At 62.9% G+C, this 17,816-nt stretch carries 13 protein-coding genes; 9 read left to right on the forward strand and 4 right to left on the reverse strand.

What is annotated here, in order from left to right:
- Nucleotides 1-26: 26 nt before the first annotated feature.
- From ACX3P1_RS12010 to ACX3P1_RS12020, 3 genes are all read left to right on the forward strand, one after another.
- Nucleotides 27-2,933, forward strand: a complete 2,907-nt coding sequence (locus ACX3P1_RS12010) for a valine--tRNA ligase (protein ID WP_459079797.1) — start codon at nt 27-29, stop codon at nt 2,931-2,933.
- 443 nt (nt 2,934-3,376) lie between these two features.
- Complete coding sequence (locus ACX3P1_RS12015) at nt 3,377-4,594, forward strand: outer membrane protein transport protein (protein ID WP_459079798.1); 1,218 nt, start codon at nt 3,377-3,379, stop codon at nt 4,592-4,594.
- 492 nt (nt 4,595-5,086) lie between these two features.
- Nucleotides 5,087-5,908 carry a tetratricopeptide repeat protein gene (locus ACX3P1_RS12020; RefSeq protein ID WP_459079845.1) on the forward strand — a complete coding sequence of 274 codons (822 nt, stop codon included), beginning with the start codon at nt 5,087-5,089 and terminating at the stop codon, nt 5,906-5,908.
- Nucleotides 5,909-5,944: 36 nt separating this feature from the next.
- Here the strand turns inward: ACX3P1_RS12020 and ACX3P1_RS12025 are convergent, their stop codons facing one another.
- Nucleotides 5,945-6,244 carry a hypothetical protein gene (locus ACX3P1_RS12025; RefSeq protein WP_459079799.1) on the reverse strand — a complete coding sequence of 100 codons (300 nt, stop codon included), beginning with the start codon at nt 6,242-6,244 and terminating at the stop codon, nt 5,945-5,947.
- Nucleotides 6,245-6,260: 16 nt separating this feature from the next.
- On the reverse strand, nt 6,261-7,055 hold the full coding sequence (xth, locus tag ACX3P1_RS12030; protein ID WP_459079846.1) for an exodeoxyribonuclease III: 795 nt from the start codon (nt 7,053-7,055) through the stop codon (nt 6,261-6,263).
- Between the two features lie 127 nt (nt 7,056-7,182).
- Here xth and ACX3P1_RS12035 point away from each other — a divergent pair, with 127 nt between their 5' ends.
- The gene (locus ACX3P1_RS12035; protein ID WP_459079800.1) at nt 7,183-8,667 is read left to right on the forward strand and encodes a nucleobase:cation symporter-2 family protein; all 1,485 of its coding nucleotides are present in this window, start codon (nt 7,183-7,185) and stop codon (nt 8,665-8,667) included.
- Nucleotides 8,668-8,795: 128 nt separating this feature from the next.
- Here ACX3P1_RS12035 and erpA read toward each other — a convergent pair whose 3' ends face one another.
- The gene (gene erpA, locus ACX3P1_RS12040; RefSeq protein WP_459079801.1) at nt 8,796-9,143 is read right to left on the reverse strand and encodes an iron-sulfur cluster insertion protein ErpA; all 348 of its coding nucleotides are present in this window, start codon (nt 9,141-9,143) and stop codon (nt 8,796-8,798) included.
- Nucleotides 9,144-9,244: 101 nt separating this feature from the next.
- On the opposite strand from erpA, the gene ACX3P1_RS12045 reads away from it, so the two are divergent.
- The 4 genes from ACX3P1_RS12045 (at nt 9,245) to ACX3P1_RS12060 (ending at nt 15,694) form a co-directional block, all read left to right on the forward strand.
- Nucleotides 9,245-9,655, forward strand: a complete 411-nt coding sequence (locus ACX3P1_RS12045) for a cupin domain-containing protein (RefSeq protein ID WP_459079802.1) — start codon at nt 9,245-9,247, stop codon at nt 9,653-9,655.
- Nucleotides 9,656-9,675: 20 nt separating this feature from the next.
- Nucleotides 9,676-10,899, forward strand: coding sequence for a deoxyguanosinetriphosphate triphosphohydrolase (locus tag ACX3P1_RS12050; protein WP_459079803.1), 1,224 nt, complete (start codon nt 9,676-9,678; stop codon nt 10,897-10,899).
- Between the two features lie 84 nt (nt 10,900-10,983).
- The gene (gene argS / locus ACX3P1_RS12055) at nt 10,984-12,741 is read left to right on the forward strand and encodes an arginine--tRNA ligase (protein WP_459079804.1); all 1,758 of its coding nucleotides are present in this window, start codon (nt 10,984-10,986) and stop codon (nt 12,739-12,741) included.
- A 103-nt stretch (nt 12,742-12,844) separates the two neighbouring features.
- Entirely contained in the window at nt 12,845-15,694 is a 2,850-nt protein-coding gene (locus ACX3P1_RS12060; RefSeq protein ID WP_459079805.1) for an SPOR domain-containing protein, read from the forward strand.
- Between the two features lie 71 nt (nt 15,695-15,765).
- Here ACX3P1_RS12060 and ACX3P1_RS12065 read toward each other — a convergent pair whose 3' ends face one another.
- Nucleotides 15,766-16,683 (reverse strand): acetamidase/formamidase family protein, encoded by a 918-nt coding sequence (locus ACX3P1_RS12065; RefSeq protein ID WP_459079806.1) that lies wholly within the window; start codon nt 16,681-16,683, stop codon nt 15,766-15,768.
- 86 nt (nt 16,684-16,769) lie between these two features.
- Here ACX3P1_RS12065 and nagZ point away from each other — a divergent pair, with 86 nt between their 5' ends.
- Nucleotides 16,770-17,792 (forward strand): beta-N-acetylhexosaminidase, encoded by a 1,023-nt coding sequence (gene nagZ / locus ACX3P1_RS12070; protein ID WP_459079807.1) that lies wholly within the window; start codon nt 16,770-16,772, stop codon nt 17,790-17,792.
- Nucleotides 17,793-17,816 lie beyond the last annotated feature (24 nt).

The raw sequence follows: 17,816 nt of genomic DNA on the forward strand, positions 1-17,816 counted from the left end.
CCCCGACAGCGCGGACACCTTATCCCATGCTTGAAAAAACCTACGACGCCAAAGCCGTCGAGCCGAAAATCGCCAAAATATGGGAAGAGGCCGATGCTTTCCGGGCCGGCGCGGGTGCGGAAGAGGGCGCCGAGCCCTTCACCATCGTCATCCCGCCGCCCAACGTCACCGGCTCGCTGCATATGGGCCATGCGCTCAACAACACGCTGCAGGACATTCTGGTGCGTTTCGAGCGCATGCGCGGCAAGAACGTCTTGTGGCAGCCGGGCATGGACCATGCCGGCATCGCGACGCAGATGGTGGTCGAGCGCAAGCTGGCGGAAAAAAACATCCGCCGTCGCGACCTTTCCCGCGAAGAATTCATCGATAAGGTCTGGGAGTGGAAGGCCGAGTCCGGCGGCGCGATCTTCAACCAGTTGAAGCGCCTGGGCGCTTCCGCCGACTGGTCACGCGAACGCTTCACCATGGACGAGGGCCTGTCCAAGGCCGTTCTGGAAGTGTTCGTAACGCTCTACAAGGAAGGGCTGATCTATCGCGGCAAGCGGCTGGTCAACTGGGACCCCAAGTTCGAGACGGCCATTTCCGACCTCGAAGTGGAGAACCGCGAAGTCGACGGCCATATGTGGCACTTCAAGTACCCGCTGGCCGGCGGCGAAACCTATACCTATGTCGAAAAGGATGCCGACGGCAGCGTCACCTTCCAGGAGGAGCGCAACTACATTTCCATCGCCACGACCCGGCCCGAGACGATGCTGGGCGACGGCGCGGTCGCGGTCCATCCGTCGGACGAACGCTACCAAGCCATCGTCGGCAAGCTGTGCGAAATCCCCGTCGGCCCGAAAGAGCATCGGCGGCTCATCCCGATCATCACCGACGAGTATCCGGACCCCACCTTTGGCTCCGGTGCGGTCAAGATTACCGGCGCGCATGACTTCAACGACTACCAGGTCGCTCGTCGCAACAAGATCCCGCTCTACCGGCTGATGAATACCGTCGCCGCGATGCGCGACGACGGCGAGCCCTATGCCGCATGTGCTGCCCTTGCAGCCGAGATCGTCCGCACCGGCGAACTGCCGAACGAATCCGATGTGGATGCGATCAATCTGGTGCCGGACGAGTATCGCGGTCTCGACCGCTACGAGGCCCGCAAGCGCATCATTGAGGCCATCAACGCCGACGGCCTGGCCGTGACCGTCAAGGATGCGGACGGTAACGACGTCCCCCATGTCGAGAACAGGAAGATCATGCAGCCCTTCGGAGACCGGTCTGGCGTGGTCATCGAGCCGATGCTGACCGACCAATGGTTCGCTGACGCCAAGACGCTCGCCCAGCCCGCCATTGCATCCGTGCGCGAAGGCCGCACCAATTTCGTGCCGAAGAACTGGGACAAAACCTACTTCCAGTGGATGGAAAACATCGAGCCGTGGTGCATCTCGCGCCAACTCTGGTGGGGTCATCAGATTCCGGCCTGGTACGGGCCGGATGGCGCGATCTTTGTCGAAAAGACCGAGGAGGCGGCGCTTGAAGCCGCGATCCAGCATTATCTGGCGCATGAAGGACCATGGAAGGCCTGGGTCGAGGAAAAGCTCGAGAATTTCGAACCGGGCGACATCCTGACCCGCGACGAAGACGTGCTCGATACGTGGTTTTCTTCCGCCCTGTGGCCATTCTCGACACTTGGCTGGCCCGACAAGACGCCGGAACTGAAGACCTATTACCAGACCGATGTACTGGTCACCGGCTTCGATCTGATCTTCTTCTGGGTCGCCCGCATGATGATGATGGGCCTGCATTTCATGGACGAGGAGCCGTTCCATACGGTCTACATGCATGCGCTGGTGCGCGATAAGACCGGCGCGAAAATGTCGAAGTCGAAGGGCAACGTCATCGATCCGCTCGATCTCATCGATGAGTATGGCGCGGATGCGCTGCGTTTCACGCTGGCGATCATGGCGGCGCAAGGGCGCGACGTGAAGCTCGATCCGGCCCGCATCGCCGGCTACCGGAATTTCGGCACCAAGCTGTGGAATGCCACTCGCTTTGCCGAGATGAACGAAGTCGCGAGAAACGACGATTTCTGGCTGAACGATGCCAAGCTGGCGGTCAACCGCTGGATCCTGACCGAACTGACGCGCGCGGCACATGCCATCACCGAGGGCATCACCACCTATCGCTTCAACGAGGCGGCAAGTACGGCCTATCGCTTTGTCTGGAATACGGTCTGCGACTGGTATCTGGAACTGTTGAAGCCGGTGTTCATGGGCGACGACGAGGCCGCGAAAGCCGAAAGCCGCGCCTGCGTCGCCTTTGTGCTGGACGAGATCTACAAGCTGCTACATCCGTTCATGCCGTTCATGACGGAGGAGCTTTGGGCGGAAACGGCGGGCGAGAGCGGCGAGCGGCAATCGCTGCTGTGCCATGCGGCATGGCCGTCGCCGGATTTCGAGGATGCCGAGGCTGCAAGCGACATCAACTGGCTGATCGACCTGGTCACCGGCATTCGCTCGGTGCGCTCGGAAATGAACGTGCCGCCGGCCGCCATTGCGCCGCTTGTCGTCATCGGAGCCAGCGACGTCACCCGGCAGCGGCTTGAACGGCACGACTCGGCGATCAAGCGGCTGGCCCGCATCGGCGAGGTTTCGCTTGCCGCGACCGCGCCGAAGGGATCGGCCCAGATCGTGCTCAACGAGGCGACCATCTGCCTGCCGCTCGGCAGCCTGATCGACACCGCCGCCGAGGCCGCTCGTCTGCAAAAGGAACTGGCCAAGGCCACCGAAGAGATCGCACGCCTGCACAAGAAGCTGTCGAACGACAAATTCGTCGCCAACGCGCCGGAAGACGTGGTTGCCGTCGAGCGTGAAAAGCTGGCCGAATACCGCGAGACGCAGGAAAAGCTTTCGACCGCCCTGGCGCGGGTCCGCGACGCCGGCTGAGATCGGCATGGCGTTTCCCGTCTCCGCGGCGCGTCGCCGCTAGGCGGGAGCACGCGGCTTTCAGGCGCAGAAGACTCGGTGGTGATTCTAGCTGCATGCGGCGGTCGGTTACCGCCCTGAAGCGGTTTCCCGGCTTGGCAAACATTCATGCCGTTGCGTCAGCTTTGACGTAAGCGGAAAAATCTGCCGTATTGTTGCCGTAATGTAACAAACCCGGGTTTTTCCGGTAAAAGCCGGCGATTCTGGCTGTTTTTTGCAACCGTCGCGCTGTTTTCGCCAAAATCGGCATCCGCATCACAGCTTTTTGATGATTTTCGACGGGCGTCCGAATCCTGGTTCGGTTGGCGAAGGTGCGCGCGGATGCACAGTTCCAAATCGTTATTGCTCCGTTAACCAGAAGCCGCTCTATTTTTTAATCAGTTACTTTTCGGGGAGACTGGTTAATGAACAATTCGCGTTTGAAGGCGCTCTTTGGCGTCAGTGTCCTGTCGCTGGCAATGGGCGGAACAGCCTATGCGGGCGGCTTCGCGCGTGGCACCGCCGACACCGACCTCATCTACGAGGACGGCAATTTCAACATGCGCTCCGGCGTGACCTATGTGTCCCCGCGCCGCGAATTCAGCGGGAACCCGAACCCGACTCTCGTCGGCACCAGCTATACCGAGGATTACGTCATTCCCTCGGCGGCGATCAAACTCAACCTGACCGATAATCTTCGCTGCGTCGGAACGATGGTCCAGAACAATGGCGGTTCGACCAGGTACGATGTGCCGACAGTCAGCGGCAAGATTCTGGAAGAGTTCACCACCTACGAGACGGCGGCAACCTGCGGCGTCAGCTTCGATGCGGGGCAGGGCAAGTTCTGGCTGCTCGGTGGCGGCTATGTCGAGACGTTCGGCTATCACCGCGAGAATTTCTACGGCCCGCTCGGCGGCGCGAAGCTCGATCTCGATGGCCGCAAGTTCGGCTACCGTATCGGCGCCGCGTACGAGATTCCGGAAATCGCGCTGCGTGGTCAGATCATGTATCGCTCCGGCACCAGCTATGGCGCCGATGGCATGATTTCGGCTCCGGCCGGCGTTCTTGCAGCCGCTACGGCGGGCACGCCGTTGGCCGCGCAATTCAACCAGATCGTCGGCCTGTACGGCCCGACCTTCCAGGTTCCGGTTGACGCGCTCGGCGTCGGTCGCCTGCCACAGAGCGTCGACCTCAAGTTCCAGACCGGCATCGCGCCTGGCTGGCTGGCTTTCGGCTCCCTCAGATGGACCGATTGGAGCCGCACCACCACGCTTGACGTGCGCGCCGCCGCAACGGGCACGCCGATAACCGTCGACAAGTTCTACTGGAAGGACGGCTGGACCGTCACCGGCGGCGTCGGCCACTCGTTCAACGACACCGTTTCGGGGCTGGTCAGCCTGACCTGGGACCGCGGCGTGGGCACCGGGTGGGACCTGATGAGCGACACCTACACCGTCGCCACCGGCGTCTCGCTGAAGGATGTGCTGGGCGGCGAGCTGCGCGGCGGCGTCGGCTACACCTACATCTCGTCGGCGGCTGAAACCAAATATGGCGCGAACCCCGACATTACCGATTTAGGCGATCAGTCGGTCAAGGCCGGCCATGCCTTCGCTTTGAACCTCGGTTACAGCGTCAAGTGGTAAGAGATTCAATCTGCTAGCAAAAAGGCCGGGCGCGTCCCGGCCTTTTTTGTGTCCGCGTGCCGGAATTATCGGCGCGACGCGGCTTCGATCGGCAGTGGGGACACAAAATTGTGATGTTTCCGCAACAGTGGGTAACCATCCAGCCAGCTGCCGCCGGGCGGAGTCGAATTTGCCCATTTCCCGCCATAAACCCGGGGCACCTCGAATGTGTCTCGGGACACGCGCCATCCAGGCGGGGCGAGGAGATGGGCCGCATCGTCGGCGGCAGGGACCAGAATGCACGCACCAGCGACTGTCAGGATCGAATTGCCATGCTGTGCGGCACGCACGCACGCAGGTCGTACTTTGAACGAAATGCCGGTTCAGGGTGTCGCCAGAGGTCTTCCGGCCATGGCCGCGCGATCCGTCCTGTCACGCATCATCCGTATGCACGCTAAAAGGCAGGGCCGCGTGATGGCGGCAGGAGACGCCAAATCGGGTGTGCACAGGTTCATGCAGGTGTCCGGGTTCACGAGGTCATTGGTTTTTTCCGCGCTTGTCGCCGGCGCGACGCTTGGCGCGGTCGGCAGCGCCGCGGCCTTCGATGACAAGGTTTTCGACGACAAGACCGGCGTGAAGCCTGAATCCAGCCCTTGGGCGGTCTTCCAGTTCGGCTTTTCCGCTTACAAGAGCGGCCACAAGGAACAGGCGGTCGAGGCCTACAAATATGCGGCCGAAAATGGCCAGATCGGCGCGACCTGGAAACTTGCCCGCATGTATGCGCAGGGCGATGGCGTGGCGCAGGACGACTACGCCGCCTACAAATTCTTCAGCGAAATCGTCGATCAGGACGTCGAGCCGGGCTCGCCGGAGGAAAGCTACGTCTCCGATGCGCTCGTAGCCCTTGGCGGCTATTCGATGAACGGCATCCCCGGTACGCCGGTCAAGCCGGATTCGGTTGCCGCGCAGGAATATTACATGCGCGCCGCCGCCAACTACCGCAATCCCGATGCCCAGTATGAAATGGGCAAGATGTTCCTGAAGGGTGAAGGCGGCGTCAAGGCAAGCGTCAAGCAGGCGGGACGCTGGTTCCAGCTTGCCGCCGAAAAAGGCCATGCCGGCGCACAGGCGACGCTGGGCAATCTACTGTTCCAGAGCGGCAAGCTGGTGCGCGGGCTGACCATGATGACGGTGGCGCTGGCGCGCGCGGCGCCCGGCGACCTGCCATGGATTCGCGGCATGCAGGAAGAGGCCTTCGCCGTCGCGCCCGAAGCCGACCGCCGCACCGCCATTTCGCTGGCCGACGGCATCCTCACCAAGGGCACAAGCCAGTAGGCTCGTCGGGTCCGCTCACGCAGGCCCGCCGACCGATCAGTTTGCGGCTGGTTCGGCCGGCTTTTCTCCGGGTTGGGCAGGCTCCGGCGCGGGTTTTTCCTTGCCCTGCAGTGCGTCGGAATTGCCTGGCACACAGCCCTCGTGCAGCTTCGTCCATGACGTGTTGTTGAGCACGATTTCGCATCGTGCGAGATGATCCTTGCCGGAAACGCTCAGGCAGGCTGTCTGTCCGATCGCGAAGGATTGGCCGTTGGCCAGGCACTTCGGCGCGGCAGAGGCGGGCGCGGGTGCCAGAAATACCGCCGCCAGCGGCCAGAATGCGACGGCGGCCCGCATCAATTTCGACCCCGAATCATGGCGCCGACAGCGCCAGTTCGATGGCGACCGGCACATGGTCCGACGGCTTTTCCCAGCCCCGGACGTGCTTTTCGATGTCGGCGGATGAAAACCGGTTGGCGGCTTCCGGCGACAACAGCAGATGGTCGATGCGGATGCCGTTGTTCTTCTGCCACGCACCCGCCTGATAATCCCAGAACGTATAGACGTCGGCCGCGTCGGTGGTGGCGCGCACGGCCTCGGTGAAGCCGAGATTGATCAACCGTCGGAACGCCTGCCGCGTCTGCGGCTGGAACAGTGCGTCGCCCAGCCAGTTTTCGGGATGTTTCGCGTCGATGGGTTCGGCGATGACGTTGTAGTCGCCGGCCAGCACCAGCGCCTCTTCCAGTTCCAGGCGCTGCGCCGCCCAGCGCTCCAGCCGCGCCATCCACGACAGCTTGTAGGGGAATTTGCGCTCGTCCTCGATGGGATTGCCGTTCGGCAGATAGAGCGAGACGACGCGCAGCGCGCCCTTGGTCGTGGAAAAGACGCCTTCGATAAAACGCGCCTGCTCGTCCGTTTCGTCGCCGGGCAGGCCGCGATTGACCTCGTCGAAGGGCAACTTCGACAGGATCGCGACGCCGTTAAAACCCTTCTGCCCGTGCGTCTCGACATTGTAGCCCAGCGCCTCGATCTCGCCGCGCGGGAACTGCTCGTCGACGGACTTGATCTCCTGCAGGCACACGATGTCGGGTGCGCTCTCCGTGAGCCAATGGGTGAGATTGCCGATGCGCGCCCTGACGCCGTTGATGTTCCAGGTAACGATCTTCATGAAAAACACGCGACATTTTCAAAGAGTTCTTGATGGCGTTTTGGCCGGTTACGAACGATCCTGCACCATTGCTCCGGGAGAGGAAACCCGATTCTATTCGGATGGAGCGAAAAAGGGAGGGACTTGAATGTCTTCTACGACGCATCCCGTCAACGAGATGTTGCCGGCGCCACGCCTGTTTGCGCTTGGCCTGCAGCACGTCCTTGTCATGTATGCCGGCGCCATCGCCGTCCCGCTCATCATCGGCCGCGCGCTCCAGCTTGAACCCGCCGATGTGGCGTTCCTGATTTCCGCCGACCTGTTCGTCTGCGGCATCGCCTCGATCCTGCAATCGATGGGGGCTACGCAATGGTTCGGCATCAAGCTGCCGGTGATGATGGGCGTCACCTTCGCCGCCGTCGGGCCGATGGTATCGATGGCGGTGGCGCATCCGGGCACCGAGGGCGCGCGCATGATCTTTGGCGCGATCATCGGAGCGGGGATCGTCACCGTGCTGATCGCGCCATTCATGAGCCGCCTGCTCAGGCTGTTTCCGCCGGTGGTCACCGGCACAATCATTTTGGTCATCGGCGTGTCGCTGATGAAGATCGGCATAAGCTGGATATTCGGCCTGCCGGTCGGCCCGACCGCGCCGAAAATCGTCAATCCCGAATATGCCGCATGGCTGAAGGCGATCACCGACGCCACCCATGCCGCGAATTCGGGCATGCCGCTCGCGCCCTCGGGTCTTTCTCTTGCGCCGAGCGTGCCCAATCCGGCCTATGCGCCATTGTCCCACATCGTCCTGTCGCTGGTCGTTCTCGGCGTCATCGTCTGTGTCGCGCGCTACACCAAGGGCTTCCTCAGCAACGTCGCGGTGCTGATCGGCATCATCGTCGGCGGCGTCATCGCCGCTTCGCTCGGTATGATGCATTTCGAAAAGGTGGCGAATGCGGCCTGGCTTGCCCCGATCTTGCCGTTTCATTTCGGCGCTCCGATCTTCGATCCCGTTCTCATCCTCACCATGGTTCTGGTGATGATCGTGGTGATGATCGAATCGACCGGTATGTTCCTGGCGCTGGGCGAGATGACCAACGTGAAGGTGACGCAGCCGATGCTTTCGTCCGGCTTGCGCATGGACGGCCTCGGCACGCTGCTCGGCGGCATCTTCAACACCTTCCCCTATACCAGCTTCTCGCAGAATGTCGGGCTGGTCGGTGTAACCGGCATCCGCAGCCGCTTCGTCTGCGTCGCCGGCGGGGCCATCATGGTGGTGCTCGGCCTCATCCCCAAGATGGGCGCGCTGGTCGAAGCCTTGCCGACGGTGGTTCTGGGCGGGGCGGGCATCGTCATGTTCGGCATGGTCGCGGCAACCGGCATCCGCATCCTTGCCGCCGTCGACTTCAAGGAAAACCGCAACAATCTGTTCCTGGTCGCCATCGCGCTCGGTTTCGGCATGATCCCGGTCGTCGCCCCGGACTTCCACATGTGGCTGCCCAAGTCGATCGGGCCGCTGGTGGACTCAGGCATCCTGCTGGCATCGGTCGCAGCCGTTCTGCTCAACCTCGTCTTCAACGGCGCGAGCGGCGAGGCGGACGACCTGCGCAAGGCCGCGATGTCGGCGGAAGTTTGAGCGACAAAGAAAAAGGACCGCTCGAACGGCCCTTCAACCTCCGTCATGCTCGGACTTGTCCCGAGCATCTGCGCACATCGGAGTTATTCTGGTGACGACGGGTGCGGCTACGTTGCCCTGAAAAAGAATCAGAGAGAAAAGCTGGTGCCGCAGCCGCAGGAGGCGACCGCATTGGGGTTCTTGATCTGGAACGACTGGCCCATCAAATCGTCGACGAAATCGATAACCGAGCCGCCCAGATAGACCACGGACATATCGTCGATCAGTACGGTCGCGCCGTCTTTTTCGAGCGCGATATCGTCGTCGTTGCGCCCTTCGACCAGGTCGAATTTGTAGGAAAAACCCGAACAGCCGCCACCCTCGACGGCAACCCGCAACGCGGTCTTGCCCGGATCGGCGGCGACGATCTTGGCGATGCGCTTGAAGGCGGCGTCGGTAACGTCGATTTTCATGGCAGTCTTTGCATCAGCGCCCATGGGCGTCACCTTGCTTTCGGTTATTCATGATAGGTATGAAGCGCGAGGGGCCAAGTCAACTGGCAGCACGATGCCAAACGCGTGCTGCGACTGGAGGCACGATGGAAACGCTGTCGGAAAGAGATGTCCTTCTGCTGGCGCGCGGCGAGGGCCGAGCCTACGAATGCGGTGCGATGCGGGCGGTGTTCAAGGCCGACGAAGGCGAGACGGGTGAACGCTATTCCGTTTCCGAATGGTGGCTGCAGCCGGGCTGTACGGGGCCGGGTGCCCACAGCCATGAGGCGAATGACGAGATATTCTATGTTCTGGAGGGTAGGGCAGCCATCCTCACGGGCGAGACATGGGTCGAGGCTTCCGCCGGCGCGTTCGTGCGCATCCCGGCGGGCGTCGTCCACGATTTCCGCAATACGACGGATGAACCGGCGGGCCTGCTCAATGTCTTCCTGCCGGGTGGGTTCGAGCGCCACATGCCGAAAATCGTCGAGTGGTTTGCTGAACGCGGCACTGAATGAGGCAAACTGAATGAGGCAAGATGACTGACGAGAATGCGAAGCTTGGCGATATCGGCTTCGGCTATCGGCCGCGCGCCGCCTACGCCACCGATCCCGCGCGCTCGCGCGGCCGCCTTTTTCCCGAGCCAGAAAGCCCGACCCGCACGCCCTTCCAGCGCGATCGCGACCGTATCGTCCATTCCACCGCCTTTCGCCGGCTGAAGCACAAGACGCAGGTATTCGTCGCGCATGAGGGTGACCATTATCGCACGCGGCTGACCCATTCGATCGAGGTGGCGCAGATCGCACGCGCTTTGTCTCGCGCGCTGCGCGGCGACGAGGATCTGACCGAGGCGGTGGCGTTGGTCCATGATTTCGGCCACACGCCCTTTGGCCACACGGGCGAGGACGCGCTGAACGGGAAGATGGCGCTATGGGGGGGCTTCGATCACAATGCCCAGTCGTTGCGCATCGTAACCAGGTTGGAGCATCGCTACGCCGAATTCGACGGCTTGAACCTTTGCTGGGAAACGCTGGAGGGACTGGTCAAGCACAACGGGCCGCTGGCCGATGCCAGGGGAGAGGGGCTGGATGGGCCGATCCCGCCGACCATCCGCGCCTATAATGAATTGCACGACCTCGAACTCGACCGCTTCGCCGGCATTGAGGCGCAATGCGCGGCGATTGCCGACGACATCGCCTACAACACCCACGACATCGACGACGGCTTGCGCTCCGGCCTGCTGAAGCTGGAGATGCTGGAGGAGCTTGCGTTGCCGGGTTCGATCCTCAAAGCCGTGCGCGAGCGTTACCCGACGCTCGACAAGGTCCGCACCGGCCACGAACTGATGCGCCGCCAGATCACCCGCATGGTCGAGGACGTGATCGTCACGACCCATGAAAATCTTGCGCGGATCAACCCGCAAAGTGCGAACGACGTCCACGGAGCCGGGGAAACGATGGTGCGGTTTTCATCGGAAATGGCGGTCGCCGAGAAGGAACTGAAGGCGTTTTTGTACCAGCATCTCTACCGCCATGAGGATGTGATGCGGGTGCGCGAAGACGCCGAGCGGATCGTCAACGACCTGTTCGATGTTTATTTCGCCGACCCTCGCGCCATGCCCGACGGTTGGCGCGAAGGGCTCGACCGCGCCGAGGACCGGGTCAAGGCGCGCCATGTCGCCGATTTCCTGGCCGGAATGACCGACACTTATGCCATCAGGGAGCACCAGCGCTTGTTTGACCATACGCCGGATTTGCGTTAGCGCTGCCCGAAAATCACGTTTGACGTGAGTTTCAATTTTCCTGAAAATTCGTCGCACTTTCCGGCGCATTTACGAAAGCCTGCCATGAACATCTTCGCCGACTTCACCGCGCGGATCATCAAGACCGTCGAAGCGCTTGATCTGAAAGACAAGGACGGCGCTTCACCCGACCTGTCGCGCATCGCCGTCGAGCCGCCGCGCGATGCCACCCATGGCGACCTGGCGACCAATGCGGCGATGGTGCTGGCCAAGCCGACCGGGCAGAACCCGCGCGCGCTGGCCGAAAAGCTCGCGGAAATGCTGCGTGCCGACGCCGATGTCGCCGCCGTCGAAGTGGCCGGCCCCGGCTTCGTCAACCTGCGGCTGCGCGACGGCTTCTGGCAGGCGCATCTGACCAGCCTGCTCGGCGCGGGCACGGATTACGGTCGCTCGACTGTCGGGCAGGGCCGCAAGGTCAATGTCGAATATGTTTCGGCAAACCCGACCGGGCCGATGCATGTCGGCCATACCCGCGGCGCGGTGGTCGGCGATGTGCTGGCCAATCTGATGGCGTTTGCCGGCTATAGCGTCACCAAGGAATATATCATCAACGACGCCGGCTCGCAGATCGACGTTCTGGCGCGCTCCGTGCTGCTGCGCTACCGCGAGGCGCTGGGCGAGGAAATCGGCGAAATCCCGGCGGGGCTTTATCCGGGCGACTATCTCGTTCCGGTCGGACAGGCGCTTGCCGCCGAATTCGACAATAAGCTGCTGCAGATGCCGGAAGACGAGGCCTTGGCCATCATCAAGGATCGCACGATCGACGCCATGATGGCGATGATCAAGGAGGATCTGGCACTCTTGAACGTGCATCACGACGTGTTCTTCTCGGAGCGCACGCTGCACGCGGAAAACGCGAAAAGGATACGCTCGGCGATCAACGACCTGACCCTGAAAGGGCATATCTACAAGGGCACGCTGCCGCCGCCCAAGGGCGAGAAGCCGGACGATTGGGAAGACCGCGAGCAGACGCTGTTCCGCTCCACGGCGGTCGGCGACGACCTCGACCGCGCGCTGATCAAGTCCGACGGCTCCTTCACCTATTTCGCCGCCGACGTCGCCTATCTCAAGGACAAGGTGGATCGCGGCTTCGTCGACCTGATCTATGTGCTGGGCGCGGACCATGGCGGCTACGTCAAGCGGCTGGAGGCGCTGGCGCGCGCCGTCGCCGGCGACCGCGTCAAGCTGACCGTGCTGCTGTGCCAACTGGTAAAACTGTTCCGCGACGGCGAGCCGGTGCGCATGTCCAAGCGCTCGGGCGATTTCATCACGCTGCGCGAAGTGGTGGAGGAGGTCGGCCGCGACCCGATCCGCTTCATGATGCTCTATCGCAAGAACGACGCGCCGATCGATTTCGATTTCGCCAAGGTCACCGAACAGTCCAAGGACAATCCGGTTTTCTACGTGCAATACGCCTCGGCGCGCTGCCATTCGGTGTTCCGGCAGGCGGGCGAGCAGTTGGGCGAGGCGCATTTCGACCGGACGGAGCTGGCTGCATTGAGCGCCAGCCTCACCGACGAGGGCGAGCTTGGCTTGATCCGAAAGCTGGCCGAATATCCGCGCCTGATCGAGTCCGCAGCTCTCGCGCTTGAGCCGCACAGGCTGGCTTTTTACCTCTACGATCTCGCCAGCGCCTTCCATGGGGCCTGGAATAGGGGTAGTGAGAACCCGGACTTACGGTTTGTTAAGGTTAACGACCGACAATTGACGCTTGCCAGGCTGGGTCTGGTGCAGGCCGTTTCGGATGTTTTGACGTCCGGCTTGGCGTTGATCGGGGCGGAAGCGCCTACCGAAATGCGTTAGGTTTAGCTAAAACACCTGTCACCTTTTGCCCACATTGCGCTGGTAGTGGCCAACCTTGCGCGACGTCTATGGCGTCCGACTGTGTACGAGTTCGGGAACAAAGATGGCAGACAGAACCCCGCTGAAAACCGCCGACCGCAACGCGATCTCCTCCGACGCGATCTCCGACGATGATCCGTTCGCGGAACTGACCAGGATCATGGGTTTCGACCCGCGCGAGCCGGTAAAGTCGCAGGCCGCGCCCGATCCCGTCATGGGCGACGATTTCGACATCGACCTCGAAAAGGAGTTGATGGGCGAGTTCAGCATGGAAGCCGATGCCGGCCACGATGCAGCGCAGGCGCCGGAACCCGCCGCTGAACCGGTGTACGACGCCCACGAACTGGATATGGACGATCTGGACGATGCGGTTGCCGTGTCCATGCAGGATTTTGCGCCGGATGCGGCATACGCTGCCGAGCCCGAGTTGGAAGAACTGGACATGTATCCCGAACCGGACCCCGAACTGGATATGGATCCTGATTTCGGCGAGGCGGTGGCGCAGTCGTTCCAGGTCGAAGCGGAACCCGATACCCATTCGCCGACACAGGACCCTGCCGCCGAAGACGAATTTGCGCCGGCTCCCATAGTCGCGGCGGATCAGGATTTCGACGCGCAGTTCGCGGAAGCCCTGGCCGACGTCGACATGGATTTCGATGCCCGTGCCGAGCTGGTCGTTCACGCGCCGGAAGTAGTTGCCGCCGAGCCGGAATATCAGGCTGCTGAGGCGACCTCTTTCGAGGATGAAGCCGAAGCCGAAATCGAAGCCTGGCAAGAGCCCGAGCCGACCGTTTCGGTGGCCGCGCCCGCCGAGGATCGCTTTGTGGTGCAGGCAGCGCAGGAGCCGGAAGCCGCAGCTGAGATCGCCGAAGCGCTGGCTCCCGCCGCGCAGGAGCGAAGCCTGGAAGACGAACTGAACGCGCTGCTGGGCAATATGGGCGCTCGTGTCGCCAAGTCCACGACGGAAGGCACGACGATGTCGCGCTCATGGGCCTCGATGTCCTCGATGGCGGGTTCCTCGATTGCGGGCGCAAGTCATTCGGGCGCGACCGATCCTTTTGCGGTCGCCGCCGCCGGTTACGGCGCGTCGCAGCCGGTCGAAACGCCCCATGTGCCGGACAATTTGCAGGAGCATGACGGCGGGGCCGACCTCGACGCGATGCTGCTGCAGGAACTGGCGAACTCGGACATGACGGACCAGGAAGAGCATTCGGCAGCGGCTGAGCAGCCTTTCACGCCGCAGGAAACGCCTGCCATGCCGCTCGCCTGGAATGTCCAGACGCCCGTTACGGCCGAGCCGCCTGCCGCGCCGGCCTGGCAGGCCGAACCGGAGGCCGAACCCGTGCTGGACGAGCAACCGGCCGCAGCTTCCTTCAACGAAATGCCCGACGTCGAAACCATCGATGTGCCGGAACGCGTCGTGGCGCTGGCGGACGACCTCGACATTCCGGAACTTGCCTTCGAACAGGACCGGCCGGCCTCGGCTTCCTTCGACGACCTCGACGTGGAATTCGCCGGCATGCTCGGCGATTTGAACGCCGCCGAGGCCGAGCCTGTTCCGTCCCGCGCCGCCGCCTATGACGACGAGCCCTATCAAGCCGGTTTCAGCCGGGGCGACAGTCGCGCTTATGCCGCGTCGTCCCCGGCCCCGGCTCCGGCTTTCGCAGCGGAGCCATATAACGCCGCCGCTTCCTACAATGCGGCTACCGTACAAATGGATTCCGGTTTCGGTGCGCCGCATGACGGCAGGCCTTTTGCGCCGGCAGAGGCTTTTGCTCCCGACGGGCTGGATTACGATCCCGAACTCGACCACGAAATGGCCATTCCGGGCATGGCGGCGGCAGAAATGGCGTCAGCGCCGCGCCGGCGCGGCCTGTTCATCGCGGCGGCCGTCGGCGCTGTCGCGATCGTCGGCGGCATTGGCGCGTTCGCGCTCTCGCCGGGAGGCAGCAGCGGTTCGGACGTTCCCGTCATCGTCAAGGCCGACAATACGCCGATCAAGGTCAAGCCGGAAAATCCCGGCGGCACCGTGGTGCCGAACCAGGACAACAAGGTCTATGAAGTGGTCGCCAAGGGCGGCCAGCCCGAAGCGCCTTCGCAGGAGAAACTGGTTGCGGCGGCGCAAGACCCGGTGGACGTGAATGCGGCTGCCCCGCAAAACCGCGTCATCGACCTGTCGTCGACGCCGGACGAAACGGCAGACGCATCCGGCGATACCGCTCCGACCGCCAAATCGGAAGACCGCATCGTTCAGGACGCGCAGCCGGAAAGTTCGGCAACGACCAATCAGGATGTCGCGCTGGTCACGCCGCGCAAGGTCCGCACGATGATCGTGAAGCCGGACGGTACGCTGGCGCCGCGTGAAGATCCAACGCCGGCACCCGCGATTGAAGCCAGCGAGCCGATGGACCCCGCGCCGCAGCGCGTCGCCAGTGCGCCCGTCCAGGCCGACGACCTGACCGGCACCATAGCGGCCAATGACGAGACGGCTTCCGCGGTCCCGGAAAGCGGGTCCGCCCTCAAGCCGGTTGCCAAGGCCGATACGCAGTCCGCGACGACGCCAGCCACAGTGGCTGCTGCCCCGCAGCGGCCTTCCGAACAGCCCGTCAACATCGTCGGCGAGGTCAAGCCCGACCAGGTTGCCTCGATCAGCCCGACAGCGGCTGCTTCCGGTTCGTGGTCGATGCAGATCGCTTCGCAGCCGAACGAGGAAAGCGCGCAGGCTTCCTACAAGGCTCTGGCCAGCCGCTATGCCAGCGTGCTTGACGGTCACCAGGCCAACATCGTCAAGGCCGAGATTGCCGGCAAGGGCACGTTCTACCGCGTGCGCATACCGGCCAATTCGCGCAACGACGCCATCACCCTTTGCGAAAGCTACAAGGCTGCCGGCGGCAACTGCTTCGTATCGAAATGATCGGCTGAATTCGAAAAAAACCGGCGCGGCTCCAAAAAGCTGCGCCGGTTTTGTTATGAAGGTCGTGCGCTTTAAGCTTTGCGCTTCTTCAGCCATTTCTTGTCGATGCGGCAGACCATGGTGTAGGCCGGATCGTAGACGTTGCCGACGTCGTAGCGCACGACCTGTCCCATCAGATGGCTGGCAGCGGCAGCACTCAGGCCATAATCGCTGGTCAGCCAGTTGAACATGTCGGTCGTGGCATGCTGCAGCGCCTGGTCGAGTGGCCTTGCATTGCCGACGGAGAAGATGGCGGTGGCGTTTTCGCCGCGCGGCCAGACCAGATTGCGGTTCTTTTCGACGCTCAGGCGTATCTCGACCTCGAAACAGGTTTCGATGCCGGTGCCGACAATTTCGCCGTCACCTTGCACCGCATGGCAATCTCCAAGGAAGAACAGCGCGCCGGGCGCAGCGACAGGCAACCACACGGTCGTGCCGGGGCCGAAGCCACGGTAATCCATATTGCCGCCGTTTTCGGCGCTGGTCGCGGTGGAAAAAGCCTGCCCCATGGACGGCGCGACCCCAAAGCAGCCGATCATCGGCTCGAGCGGCAACACGAAATCCTCGAGACCCGGCACGGCGGGGTCCGGCGTCGTCGTCAGCGCCTGCAGGTCGATCCGCCAGTTTGTCATGTCGCGCGGCGGCAGGTCACGGACGAATTCCGGATCGACGACATTGCCGGCAAGCGAGGCGCGGGTCCAGCCGGTGGCGCGGATCGGCGTCATGCGCAGGATTTCGACCTTGAGCGCATCGCCGGGCTCGGCCCCTGTAACGAAGATCGGACCGTTCATCGGGTTGGGCTCGGAGGCGCGCCGAACGCCATCCTTGTCGAAGCCATGGGCGTCGATCGTTTCGGTAACGACCGTATCGCCCGAAGCGATTTTCAGGGCTGCGGGCAGGGTGCCCAGTACATTGGACCAGGCGTTGGCGGTAAAGCGATGCGTTGTCATGGCGAAGGCGTAACCCAACGCCGCCATCGCGGCAAGCGGCCTTCGATCCGATTCCCTTTCGTGCCGCGACGCTCTAAACTGCACGCATGACCGAATCAAAATCCATGATCCTCGGCTGTGCCGGGAAATCCCTCAGCCGGGATGAAATCCGCTTCTATCGCGGCGAATGCCCGTGGGGTTTCATCCTGTTTGCCCGCAACATCAGCGAGCCGGAACAGATCCGCGATCTGGTCGCCTCGATGCGCGACTGCATCGGCCGCCCCGACGCGCCGGTGTTCATCGACCAGGAAGGGGGCAGGGTGCAGCGCCTGCGCCCGCCGCTCGCGCCGAATTATCCGGCGGGCGCCGCCCTTGGCGCGCTGTGGCGCGACGACCATGACGAGGGCTGCCGCGCCGCCTGGCTGCTCGGCCGGCTGCATGCCTTCGACCTTGCGCGCTACGGCCTGACCGCCGATTGCCTGCCGGTGCTCGACGTGCCGATCGAGGGTGCCAGCGACGTCATCGGCGCGCGCGCCTATGGCAAGGAGCCGAAGAGCGTTACCGAGCTTGGCCGCGCCTCCGCCGAAGGGCTGATGGCGGGCGGCGTGCTGCCGGTGATGAAGCATATTCCGGGCCACGGCCGGGCGTTTGCCGACACGCATTTCGAATTGCCGACCGTCGATGCCTCGCTGGACGACCTTCGCCGGCATGATTTCGAGCCGTTCCGCCAGCTTGCGCATTTGCCGGCGGCGATGACCGCGCATGTCATTTTCAGCGCCATCGATCCGCACAACCCGGCGACCACCTCCGGAAAGGTGATCGAGGAGGTTATCCGCCGCGAAATCGGCTTTGATGGGCTTTTGATCAGCGACGACACCTCGATGAAGGCACTTTCTGGGGATTTCCCGACAAAGGCGGCCTCCATCCTTGCGGCGGGCTGCGATCTGGTCCTTCACTGCAATGGCGTTTTCGAGGAAATGATGGGCATCGCCTCACGCACCACCGGGCTGGAAGGCACGGCCTTGGCGCGGGCGGAACGGGCGCTGGTCGTCATCAACAAGGGCGACGAGGCGAACGAGGCCGATGTCCGCGACGAATTCGCGACCTATTTCGAGGCGGTGGTAGCCTAGGAGAAAGCAGACGGCAGTGGCGCA

This window comes from Mesorhizobium sp. A623, from assembly GCF_054489405.1.